At 64.0% G+C, this 11,303-nt stretch carries 8 protein-coding genes; 6 read left to right on the top strand and 2 right to left on the bottom strand.

All coding sequences use genetic code 11. The annotated features are described in order from the left end of the window. Nucleotides 1–3 precede the first annotated feature (3 nt). Nucleotides 4–543 (bottom strand): ATP-dependent zinc protease, encoded by a 540-nt coding sequence (locus ACMGT0_RS23940; RefSeq protein ID WP_054056770.1) that lies wholly within the window; start codon nucleotides 541–543, stop codon nucleotides 4–6. A gap of 269 nt (nucleotides 544–812) precedes the next feature. Between ACMGT0_RS23940 and ACMGT0_RS23935 the strand changes: the two genes are divergently transcribed. The 5 genes from ACMGT0_RS23935 (at nucleotide 813) to prpF (ending at nucleotide 7,630) form a co-directional block, all read left to right on the top strand. Beyond that, a complete protein-coding gene (locus ACMGT0_RS23935) occupies nucleotides 813–1,535 on the top strand; it encodes a GntR family transcriptional regulator (RefSeq protein WP_054056769.1) in 723 nt (240 codons plus the stop codon). Beyond that, the gene (prpB, locus tag ACMGT0_RS23930) at nucleotides 1,532–2,431 is read left to right on the top strand and encodes a methylisocitrate lyase (RefSeq protein WP_054056768.1); all 900 of its coding nucleotides are present in this window, start codon (nucleotides 1,532–1,534) and stop codon (nucleotides 2,429–2,431) included. Before ACMGT0_RS23935 ends, prpB begins: the two co-directional genes overlap by 4 nt. 52 nt (nucleotides 2,432–2,483) lie before the next feature. Next, on the top strand, nucleotides 2,484–3,611 hold the full coding sequence (gene prpC, locus ACMGT0_RS23925; RefSeq protein WP_273825203.1) for a bifunctional 2-methylcitrate synthase/citrate synthase: 1,128 nt from the start codon (nucleotides 2,484–2,486) through the stop codon (nucleotides 3,609–3,611). A gap of 166 nt (nucleotides 3,612–3,777) precedes the next feature. Beyond that, a complete protein-coding gene (gene acnD, locus ACMGT0_RS23920; RefSeq protein ID WP_416770101.1) occupies nucleotides 3,778–6,372 on the top strand; it encodes a Fe/S-dependent 2-methylisocitrate dehydratase AcnD in 2,595 nt (864 codons plus the stop codon). Between the two features lie 67 nt (nucleotides 6,373–6,439). Next, entirely contained in the window at nucleotides 6,440–7,630 is a 1,191-nt protein-coding gene (prpF, locus tag ACMGT0_RS23915) for a 2-methylaconitate cis-trans isomerase PrpF (protein WP_416770099.1), read from the top strand. 121 nt (nucleotides 7,631–7,751) lie between these two features. Here prpF and ACMGT0_RS23910 read toward each other — a convergent pair whose 3' ends face one another. After that, nucleotides 7,752–8,570, bottom strand: a complete 819-nt coding sequence (locus ACMGT0_RS23910; RefSeq protein ID WP_010448956.1) for a pyruvate, water dikinase regulatory protein — start codon at nucleotides 8,568–8,570, stop codon at nucleotides 7,752–7,754. A 176-nt stretch (nucleotides 8,571–8,746) separates the two neighbouring features. On the opposite strand from ACMGT0_RS23910, the gene ppsA reads away from it, so the two are divergent. Continuing rightward, the gene (ppsA, locus tag ACMGT0_RS23905; RefSeq protein ID WP_054056765.1) at nucleotides 8,747–11,116 is read left to right on the top strand and encodes a phosphoenolpyruvate synthase; all 2,370 of its coding nucleotides are present in this window, start codon (nucleotides 8,747–8,749) and stop codon (nucleotides 11,114–11,116) included. Nucleotides 11,117–11,303 lie beyond the last annotated feature (187 nt).

The raw sequence follows: 11,303 nt of genomic DNA, 5'->3' as shown, positions 1-11,303 counted from the left end.
GAATTACTCGGCGGTTAGAGCGTCGGCGGTGCAGGCGGGTTTGCCGGCAGCGTATTTAAGGCTGGGGTCTACCAGCGCATCGAAGCGCTTGAGCGCCTCGGAGCCAATCAGAAGCGGGTATTGGAAAGCGCTTCGGTCGGTCAAGTTCACTTCAATGGTGCGCAAGGCGCTGCCCATGCAGACATTCAGGGTGATCACCGGGCGGGCAGTATAGGCCTTGTCCTCATCCGGGTCGTAGTCGCCGGAGCGGCGCTTGATCTTGCTGACCCGGGCCAGCGGCTGTTCGATGGGGTGCGAGTGGGCGGTGTCGATGGCCAGGTAGAAGCGTACCCAGCTCTCGCCGTTGCGTTTGAAGCGTTTGATGTCACGGGCGCTGAGGGAGGCGGTCTTGGCGCCGGTGTCGAGCTTGGCCGCGACCTCCAGGTCGATACCGCCCAGGGTCGCGTACTCGTTCAGCCCGTACACGGTCTTTTCGGCCGCGCTGCCGAGGCCCGGCAGGCAGAGAAGGAACAAAAGCAGTAGAGGGTAGGGCTTGAGTCTCATAAGTCCTGGCGCGTATTCAAGGTGACTGGCAATACCGCGCAAGCTTCCTCGTGCGTCTGTCGGATGAAGATGACAGGCATGGCATCGTCAGATGCGCGCGGCATTCTAACATGCTGGTTTTATGGCGCCAGCGCCGGGGCGGCTGTCCTTGTCACGCTCCGGTATTTTTCAGGGCTCTTAGACTATTGTCGACAATATCGATTAATTCTTTGACTGTGACAGCCTGATTGGCTAGTTTTACCGTCATCGATTTTAAAGGTGTCGACAATATGCTGGAGAATCTGGAGCCGCTGCCGACTCCCCAGGAGGATTCGGAAACCCTGTCCGAGAACGTCTTCCGGCGTATCCAGGCCGCTATCGTCAAGGGCGAGATCGCCCCCGGCAGCAAGATCTCCGAGCCGGAACTGGCCCGCACCTACGGCATCAGCCGTGGCCCGTTGCGGGAGGCCATCCATCGCCTGGAAGGGCAGCGCCTGCTGGTGCGGGTGCCCCATGTCGGGGCGCGGGTGGTTTCGCTCAGCCATGCCGAACTGATCGAACTCTACGAAATCCGCGAATCCCTCGAAGGCATGGCCTGCCGCCTCGCCGCCGAGCGCATGACCCGTGAAGAGATCGAGGAACTGCGCCAGGTGCTGCACACCCACGAACGTGATGCGGCGTTCCAGGCGGGTGTCGGCTATTACCAGCAGGAAGGCGACTTCGACTTCCACTACCGGATCATCCAGGGCGCCGGCAACCGGACCCTGACCCAGATGCTCTGCGGCGAGCTCTATCAGCTCGTGCGCATGTACCGCATCCAGTTTTCCGCGACACCCAACCGGCCACGCCAGGCCTTTGCCGAGCACCATCGGATTCTCGATGCCATCGCCGATCGCGACGGCGAACTGGCCGAACTGTTGATGCGCCGTCACATCGGCGCCTCGAAACGCAATATTGCGCGTCACTACCAGGACGGCGCGAAACCGACAGCCACTCCACGAGGTGAGTCATGAGTCAGGGTTCCAACAAAAACACGCCCGGTCAGCGTTTCCGCGATGCGGTCGCCAGCGAACATCCACTGCAGGTGGTCGGCACGATCAACGCCAACCACGCCCTGCTGGCCAAGCGCGCCGGTTTCAAGGCGATCTACCTGTCGGGTGGCGGGGTTGCCGCCGGCTCCCTCGGCCTGCCTGACCTGGGGATCAGCGGCCTGGACGACGTGCTGACCGACGTGCGGCGCATCACCGATGTCTGCGACCTGCCGCTGTTGGTGGATGTCGACACCGGTTTCGGCTCCTCGGCGTTCAACGTCGCGCGTACCGTGCGCTCGATGAGCAAGTTCGGCGCGGCGGCGATCCATATCGAGGACCAGGTCGGCGCCAAGCGCTGCGGTCACCGGCCGAACAAGGAAATCGTGTCCCAGCAGGAAATGGTCGACCGTATCAAGGCGGCCGTCGATGCCCGTATCGACGACAGCTTCGTGATCATGGCGCGTACCGATGCGCTGGCGGTGGAAGGCCTGGAGGCCGCCCTGGAACGCGCAGCCGCCTGCATCGAGGCGGGTGCCGACATGATTTTCCCGGAAGCCATCACCGAGCTCGAGATGTACAAGCTGTTCGCCAACCGGGTGAAGGCGCCCATCCTGGCCAATATCACCGAGTTCGGTGCGACACCGCTGTACACCACCGAGCAACTGGCGTCCGTCGATGTGTCGCTGGTGCTGTACCCGCTGTCGGCGTTCCGCGCCATGAACAAGGCGGCGGAAAACGTCTACACCGCGATTCGTCGCGATGGCACCCAGCAGAGCGTGATCGATACCATGCAGACCCGCATGGAGCTTTACGATCGTATCGACTACCACGCCTTCGAGCAGAAGCTCGATGCGCTGTTCGCCCAGAAGAAGGGCTGAAGCATTCCTTCTGTTGCCAGGTTCCCGACAAAATCAAGAATTGGAGAAGACAATGGCTGAAGCAAAAGTACTGAGTGGCGCCGGCCTGCGTGGCCAGGTTGCCGGACAAACTGCCCTGTCCACCGTGGGCCAGGCCGGTGCCGGCCTGACCTATCGCGGTTATGACGTGCGCGAGCTGGCGGCCGAGGCGCGCTTCGAGGAAGTCGCCTACCTGCTGCTGTACGGTGAATTGCCCAACGCCACCCAGCTGGCGGCCTACATGGGCAAGCTGCGCACCCTGCGCGACCTGCCCCAGGCACTGAAAGAGGTGCTCGAGCGCATTCCGGCCGACGCCCACCCGATGGACGTGATGCGTACCGGCTGTTCCTTCCTGGGCAACATCGAGCCCGAAGGCGATTTCTCCCGCCAGCATGAAGCCACCGACCGCCTGCTGGCGGCCTTCCCGGCGATCATGTGCTACTGGTATCGCTTCAGTCATGAAGGCAAGCGTATCGACTGCATGACCGACGAGGAGTCCCTGGGCGGACATTTCCTGCACCTGCTGCACGGCAAGGCGCCGAGCGAGCTGCATCGCAAGGTGATGGACGTGTCGCTGATCCTCTACGCGGAGCACGAATTCAACGCCTCGACCTTTACCGCGCGGGTCTGTGCCTCGACCCTGTCCGATCTGTTCTCCTGCGTCACCGCGGCCATCGGTTCGCTGCGTGGCCCGTTGCACGGCGGCGCCAACGAGGCGGCGATGGAAATGATCGAACGCTATGCCTCGGCCCAGGAGGCCATCGAAGGTACCCTCGGCATGCTGGCGCGCAAGGACAAGATCATGGGCTTCGGCCACGCGATCTACAAGGACAGCGACCCGCGCAACGAGGTGATCAAGGGCTGGTCCAGGCAACTCGCCGATGAGGTGGGCGATACCGTGCTGTTCCCGGTATCCGAGGCGATCGACAAGACCATGTGGGAGCAGAAAAAACTGTTCCCCAACGCCGACTTCTACCATGCCTCGGCGTATCACTTCATGGGCATCCCGACCAAGCTGTTCACACCGATCTTCGTCTGCTCGCGCCTGACCGGCTGGGCGGCGCACGTGTTCGAACAGCGTGCCAACAACCGCATCATCCGTCCGAGTGCCGAGTACACCGGCGTCGAGCAGCGCAAGTTCGTGCCAATCGAGCGTCGCTGACCGAAGAACGCACGACCTGGGGCGGCCCCTTTCCTGTAGGAGCCGGGCTTGCCCGCGAAGCTTTCAGCGGCCTCAAGGCCTTATTCGCGGGCAAGCCCGGCTCCTAAAGAGGCAGGGTCGACAAGCCGTGTGTGCCTTTGACCTTACCGTGATCGAGTCCCAGACCATGAATACCCAATACCGCAAACCGCTGCCCGGCAGTCACCTGGACTTCTTCGATGCCCGCGCGGCGGTCGATGCGATTCAGCCCGGGGCCTACGCCACGTTGCCCTACACCTCCCGGGTCCTGGCCGAGAACCTGGTGCGCCGCTGCGAGCCGGCGACGCTGACCGACTCCCTCAAACAACTGATCGAGCGCAAGCGCGACCTGGACTTCCCCTGGTTTCCGGCCCGGGTGGTCTGTCACGACATTCTCGGCCAGACCGCCCTGGTGGACCTGGCCGGCCTGCGCGATGCCATCGCCTCCCAGGGCGGCGATCCGGCCCAGGTCAACCCGGTGGTGCCGACCCAACTGATCGTCGACCACTCGCTGGCGGTGGAGTGCGGCGGCTTCGATCCGGATGCGTTCGCCAAGAACCGTGCGATCGAGGACCGTCGCAACGAGGACCGTTTCCATTTCATCGACTGGACCAAAAAGGCCTTCAAGAACGTCGATGTGATTCCGCCGGGCAACGGCATCATGCACCAGATCAACCTGGAGAAGATGTCCCCGGTGATCCAGGCGCGTGATGGCGTGGCCTTTCCCGATACCTGCGTCGGTACCGACAGTCACACCCCGCATGTCGATGCGCTGGGCGTGATCGCCATCGGTGTCGGTGGCCTGGAGGCCGAGAGCGTGATGCTCGGGCGGGCCTCCTGGATGCGCCTGCCGGAGATCGTCGGCGTCGAACTGACCGGCAAGCTGCAGCCGGGTATCACCGCCACCGACATGGTGCTGGCGCTGACCGAGTTCCTGCGCAGGCAGAAGGTGGTCGGGGCCTATCTGGAGTTCTTCGGCGAAGGCGCCAGTGCGCTGACCCTGGGCGACCGCGCGACCATTTCCAACATGGCCCCGGAGTACGGCGCCACGGCGGCGATGTTCTACATCGACCAGCAGACCATCGATTACCTGAAACTTACCGGCCGTGAAGACGCGCAGGTGCAACTGGTCGAGACCTACGCCCGCGAGAGCGGCCTGTGGGCCGACAGCCTCAAGGGCGCGCAGTACGAGCGTGGCCTGCAGTTCGACCTGTCGTCGGTGGTGCGCAACATGGCCGGGCCCAGCAACCCCCACGCCCGGGTCGCCACCAGCGACCTGGCGGCCAGGGGCATCGCCGGGCAGTGGAGCGAAGTGCCGGGGCAGATGCCCGACGGCGCGGTGATCATCGCCGCCATCACCAGTTGCACCAATACCAGCAACCCGCGCAACGTCATCGCCGCCGGCCTGCTGGCGCGCAACGCCAACCGGCTGGGCCTGACCCGCAAGCCGTGGGTCAAGTCATCGCTGGCACCGGGCTCCCGGGCCGTGGCGCTGTACCTGGATGAAGCCGGGCTGACCGGGGAGCTGGAGCAATTGGGCTTTGGCGTGGTGGCCTTCGCCTGCACCACCTGCAACGGCATGTCCGGTGCGCTGGACCCGGCGATCCAGCAGGAAATCATCGACCGTGACCTCTATGCCACGGCCGTGCTCTCGGGTAACCGCAACTTCGACGGGCGCATCCACCCGTACGCCAAGCAGGCGTTCCTGGCGTCGCCGCCGCTGGTGGTGGCCTACGCGATCGCCGGTACCATCCGCTTCGACATCGAGAAGGACGTGCTGGGCCGGGATGCCGAGGGCAGGGAAATCCGCCTCAAGGACATCTGGCCGAGCGATGAGGAAATCGATGCGATGGTCAAGGCGTCGGTCAAGCCCGAGCAGTTCCGCAAGGTCTATACGCCGATGTTCGCCATTCACGAGGACAACGGTCCGAAGGTCGAGCCGCTCTATGACTGGCGGCCGATGAGCACCTACATCCGTCGTCCGCCGTACTGGGAAGGCGCCCTGGCCGGGGCCCGGCCGCTCAAGGGCATGCGCCCGCTGGCGGTGCTGCCGGACAACATCACCACCGATCACCTGTCGCCGTCCAACGCCATCCTGCTGGACAGCGCGGCCGGCGAGTACCTGGCGAAAATGGGCCTGCCGGAGGAAGACTTCAACTCCTACGCGACCCACCGCGGCGACCACCTCACCGCCCAGCGCGCCACCTTCGCCAACCCGAAACTGTTCAACGAAATGGTCCAGGAGAACGGCAAGGTCAGGCAGGGTTCCCTGGCGCGGGTCGAGCCGGAAGGCAAGGTCATGCGCATGTGGGAGGCCATCGAGACCTACATGGAGCGCAAGCAGCCGCTGATCATCATCGCCGGTGCCGACTACGGCCAGGGCTCGTCCCGTGACTGGGCGGCCAAGGGCGTGCGGCTGGCCGGGGTCGAGGCGATCGTCGCCGAAGGCTTCGAGCGCATCCACCGCACCAACCTGGTGGGCATGGGCGTGTTGCCGCTGGAGTTCAAGCCGGGCACCGATCGCAAGACCCTCGGTATCGACGGCACCGAGACCTTCGACGTGATCGGCGAGCGGACGCCACGGGCGACGCTGACCCTGGTCATCCGGCGCAAGGACGGTGAGCGGGTCGAAGTGCCGGTGACCTGCCGCCTGGATACCGCCGAGGAGGTGTCGATCTACGAGGCGGGCGGCGTGTTGCAGCGTTTTGCCCAGGACTTCCTCCAGTCGGCGAGCGCAAGCTGACAGAAGAGTGCGAACCCATTCCGGTCCTGCCGCGCAACCCAGGTGTGCAGGCCCCGCAGGAGGCTTCATGACCCACGCAGCACAAATCAGGATCCCCGCCACCTACATGCGTGGCGGCACCAGCAAGGGAGTGTTCTTCAACCTCAACGACCTGCCCGAGGCGGCGCAGTTGCCCGGTGCGGCGCGTGATGCGCTGTTGCTGCGGGTCATCGGCAGCCCCGATCCCTATGAAAAACAGATCGACGGCATGGGGGGGGCGACCTCCAGCACCAGCAAGACGGTGATCCTGTCACGCAGCATCAAGGCCGACCACGACGTCGACTACCTGTTCGGCCAGGTGTCGATCGACAAACCGTTCATCGACTGGAGCGGCAACTGCGGCAACCTGTCGGCGGCGGTCGGCTCGTTCGCCATCAATGCCGGCCTGGTGGGTGCCGAGCGGGTTCCGCGCAACGGCGTGGCGGTGGTGCGGATCTGGCAGGTGAACATCGGCAAGACCATCATCGCCCATGTACCGATCACCGACGGTCAGGTGCAGGAAACCGGCGACTTCGAGCTCGATGGCGTGACCTTTCCGGCCGCCGAGGTGCAGTTGGAGTTCATGGACCCGGCCGCCGAGGAGGAGGGCGCCGGTGGTTCGATGTTTCCCACCGGCAATCTGGTGGATGACCTGGAGGTACCGGGTGTCGGCACTTTCAAGGCGACCCTGATCAATGCCGGGATCCCGACGATTTTCGTCAATGCCGCGGATATCGGCTACACCGGTACCGAGCTGCAGGGCGACATCAACGGCGATCCCAAGGCCCTGGCGATGTTCGAGACCATTCGTGCCCATGGTGCGCTGCGCATGGGGCTGATCGGGCGCCTTGACGAGGCGGCCAAGCGTCAGCACACGCCGAAAGTCGCCTTCGTCGCGCCGCCGGCCAGCTATACCGCATCAAGTGGCAAGGCGGTGGCGGCTGGTGACCTGGACCTGCTGGTGCGGGCGCTGTCGATGGGCAAGCTGCACCACGCCATGATGGGCACCGCGGCGGTGGCTATCGGCACGGCGGCGGCGATTCCCGGGACTTTGGTGAACCTGGCGGCGGGCGGCGGCGAGCGCAGTTCGGTGCGTTTCGGCCACCCGTCGGGAACCCTGCGGGTCGGTGCCGAGGCCACCCAGGCCGACGGTGAATGGACCGTGGTCAAGGCCATCATGAGCCGCAGCGCGCGGGTGCTGATGGAAGGCTGGGTGCGGGTGCCGGGCGACGCGTTCTGAGTCCGGTGGTCCCTGTAGGAGTCTGTTCGCGGGCAGGCCCGGTTCCCGCAGGGATCGGCGTCTGTAGGAGCCGGGCTTGCCCGCGAATGCGGTTTACCCTGCCACCAGACCTGCGGGAACCCTACTTGAACCGCCGCTCCACGCCTTTCTCCACGAGGATCTTCGCCGAAATCTCCTCCACGGAAAAATGCGTGGAGTTGATGTGCGGAATGTTTTCCCGGCGGAACAGGTTTTCCACCTCGCGCACCTCGAATTCGCACTGGGCATAGCTCGAATAGCGGCTGTTGGGCTTGCGTTCGTTGCGGATCGCGGTCAGGCGGTCGGGGTCGATGGTCAGGCCGAACAGCTTGTGCTGGTGGGCACGCAGGGCGGTCGGCAGTTGCAGGCGCTCCATGTCTTCCTCGGTCAGCGGGTAGTTGGCTGCCCGGATGCCGAACTGCATCGCCATGTACAGGCATGTCGGCGTCTTGCCGCAGCGCGACACGCCGACCAGGATCAGGTCGGCCTTGTCGTAGTAGTGGGTGCGGGCGCCATCGTCGTTGTCGAGGGCGAAGTTCACCGCCTCGATCCGTTCCATGTAGTTGGAGTTGCCGCCAATGGAGTGGGATTTGCCCACGGAGTAGGAGGAGTGCTCGCTCAACTCCTGCTCCAGCGGGGCGAGGAAGGTGGAAAATATGTCGATCATGAAACCATTGGACGTGGCGAGAATCTCACGAATGTCCTGATTGACGATGGTGTCGAAGATGATCGGGCGGAAACCGTCCCGCTCGGCGGCACTGTTGATCTTCTGGACCATGGCCCGGGCCTTGTCCACGCTGTCGATGTACGGTTGCGTGGATTTGGCGAAGGTAATGTTCTCGAACTGCGCCAACAGGCTTTGACCCAGGGTTTCGGCGGTGATGCCGGTGCCATCGGAGATAAAGAAAGCAGATCGTTTCATTTGCACCTTGGGCCTTAAGCTGATGACGATTCTTGGATATGATAGGCAGGATTTGCCGGCCTGGAATGGCTGGCATTTTCACTTATTTTCCAGGTCCAGGCCACAGAGCGGATCGACCAGCCATTGAATTTGGCCCGCCCTGAGCTTCATCCAACACAGTCAGTGGAGAGATCACCTTGGTAGAGTACGTAGTTTCCCTCGATAAGCTCGGCGTCCATGATGTGGAGCACGTAGGGGGCAAGAACGCATCCCTTGGCGAGATGATCAGTAACCTCGCGGGCGCCGGTGTATCGGTTCCCGGCGGCTTTGCCACTACGGCTCAGGCGTATCGCGATTTTCTCGAACAGAGTGGCCTGAACGACCGCATCCACGCCGCGCTCGACGCGCTGGATGTCGATGACGTCAATGCGCTGGCCAAAACCGGCGCCCAGATCCGCCAGTGGATCATGGAAGCGGAGTTCCCCGAGCGCCTCAACAGCGAAATCCGCGCCGCCTTCGCCACCCTGTCGGCGGGCAACCCGGACATGGCCGTGGCCGTGCGCTCCTCGGCGACCGCCGAAGACCTGCCGGACGCTTCCTTCGCCGGCCAGCAGGAAACCTTCCTGAACATCCGTGGCGTGGACAACGTCATCCGCGCGGCCAAGGAAGTCTTCGCCTCGCTGTTCAACGACCGCGCCATTTCCTATCGCGTGCACCAGGGCTTCGACCACAAGCTGGTGGCCCTGTCGGCTGGCGTGCAGCGCATGGTCCGTTCGGAAACCGGCACCGCCGGCGTGATGTTCACCCTCGACACCGAGTCGGGCTTCCGTGACGTGGTGTTCATCACCGGCGCCTACGGCCTGGGTGAAACCGTCGTGCAGGGCGCGGTGAACCCGGACGAATTCTATGTCCACAAGAGTACCCTGGCTGCCGGTCGCCCGGCGATCCTGCGCCGCAACCTGGGCAGCAAGGCGATCAAGATGATCTACGGCGACGAGGCCAAGGCCGGTCGTTCGGTCAAGACCGTCGAGGTCGACAAGGCCGATCGCGCGCGTTTCTGCCTGAGCGACGCGGAGGTCAGCGAACTGGCCAAGCAGGCGATGATCATCGAGAAGCACTACCAGTGCCCGATGGACATCGAATGGGCCAAGGACGGTGACGACGGCAAGCTGTACATCGTGCAGGCCCGCCCTGAAACCGTGAAGAGCCGTGCCAGCGCCAACGTCATGGAGCGCTACCTGCTCAAGGAAAAGGGCACCGTACTGGTCGAGGGCCGTGCCATCGGCCAGCGCATCGGTGCCGGCAAGGTCCGCATCATTCGCGACGTGACCGAGATGGACAAGGTCCAGGTCGGCGACGTGCTGGTCTCCGACATGACCGACCCGGACTGGGAGCCGGTGATGAAGCGCGCCAGCGCCATCGTCACCAACCGCGGCGGCCGTACCTGCCACGCGGCGATCATCGCCCGTGAGCTGGGGATTCCGGCAGTGGTCGGTTGCGGCAACGCCACCGAACTGCTCAAGGACGGCCAGGGCGTGACCGTTTCCTGCGCCGAAGGCGACACCGGCTACATCTTCGAAGGCGAACTGGGCTTCGACATCAAGAAGAACTCCGTCGACGCCATGCCGGAACTGCCGTTCAAGATCATGATGAACGTCGGCAACCCGGACCGCGCCTTCGACTTCGCGCAACTGCCGAACGCCGGTGTGGGCCTGGCCCGCCTGGAGTTCATCATCAACCGCATGATCGGCGTGCACCCCAAGGCGCTGCTCAACTACGCCGGCCTGCCGTCGGAGATCAAGGACAGCGTCGACAAGCGCATCGCCGGCTACGACGATCCGGTCGGCTTCTATGTCGAGAAGCTGGTCGAGGGCATCAGTACCCTGGCGGCGGCGTTCTGGCCGAAGAAGGTCATCGTGCGCCTGTCGGACTTCAAGTCCAACGAATACGCCAACCTGATCGGCGGCAAGCTCTACGAGCCGGAAGAAGAAAACCCGATGCTGGGCTTCCGTGGTGCCTCACGCTACATCAGCGACTCGTTCCGTGACTGCTTCGAACTCGAGTGCCGTGCGCTCAAGCGTGTGCGAAACGAGATGGGCCTGACCAACGTCGAGATCATGGTGCCGTTCGTCCGTACCCTGGGCGAAGCCAGCCAGGTGGTCGAACTGCTGGCGGCCAACGGCCTGGCCCGCGGCGAGAACGGCCTGCGGGTGATCATGATGTGCGAGCTGCCATCCAACGCGATCCTGGCCGACGAGTTCCTCGAGCACTTCGACGGCTTCTCCATCGGTTCCAACGACCTGACCCAGCTGACCCTGGGCCTGGACCGTGACTCCGGGATCATCGCGCACCTGTTCGACGAGCGTAACCCGGCGGTGAAGAAGCTGCTGTCCAATGCCATCCAGGCCTGCAACAAGGCCGGCAAGTACATCGGCATCTGCGGCCAGGGCCCGTCCGACCACCCGGACCTGGCGCGCTGGCTGATGGAGCAGGGCATCGAAAGCGTGTCCCTGAACCCGGATACCGTGCTGGAAACCTGGTTCTTCCTGGCTGAAGGCCAGGCGTAAATCGCCAGCCGATCTCGCGCCGCCCCCCCTGTGGGGCGCGCCACCTGTAGGAGCAGGGCTTGCCTGCGAAGCTTTTAGCGGGCTCAAGGCCCTCTTCGCGGGCAAGCCCTGCTCCTACAGGGGCACGCGAGATAGGTCGGTCTGGGTATTACATGGGGCGAAGCCATGCCGGCATCGCCCTTTTTTG

This window comes from Pseudomonas sp. RHF3.3-3, from assembly GCF_048069595.1.
Taxonomy (GTDB): domain Bacteria; phylum Pseudomonadota; class Gammaproteobacteria; order Pseudomonadales; family Pseudomonadaceae; genus Aquipseudomonas; species Aquipseudomonas fuscovaginae_B.
This window is presented reverse-complemented; position numbering and strand designations above follow the sequence as displayed.

Coding starts and splice junctions, on each gene's coding strand:
- ACMGT0_RS23940 (WP_054056770.1), bottom strand. CDS start 543: ATGAGACTCAAGCCCTACCCTCTACTGCTTTTGTTCCTTCTCTGCCTG.
- ACMGT0_RS23935 (WP_054056769.1), top strand. CDS start 813: ATGCTGGAGAATCTGGAGCCGCTGCCGACTCCCCAGGAGGATTCGGAA.
- prpB (WP_054056768.1), top strand. CDS start 1,532: ATGAGTCAGGGTTCCAACAAAAACACGCCCGGTCAGCGTTTCCGCGAT.
- prpC (WP_273825203.1), top strand. CDS start 2,484: ATGGCTGAAGCAAAAGTACTGAGTGGCGCCGGCCTGCGTGGCCAGGTT.
- acnD (WP_416770101.1), top strand. CDS start 3,778: ATGAATACCCAATACCGCAAACCGCTGCCCGGCAGTCACCTGGACTTC.
- prpF (WP_416770099.1), top strand. CDS start 6,440: ATGACCCACGCAGCACAAATCAGGATCCCCGCCACCTACATGCGTGGC.
- ACMGT0_RS23910 (WP_010448956.1), bottom strand. CDS start 8,570: ATGAAACGATCTGCTTTCTTTATCTCCGATGGCACCGGCATCACCGCC.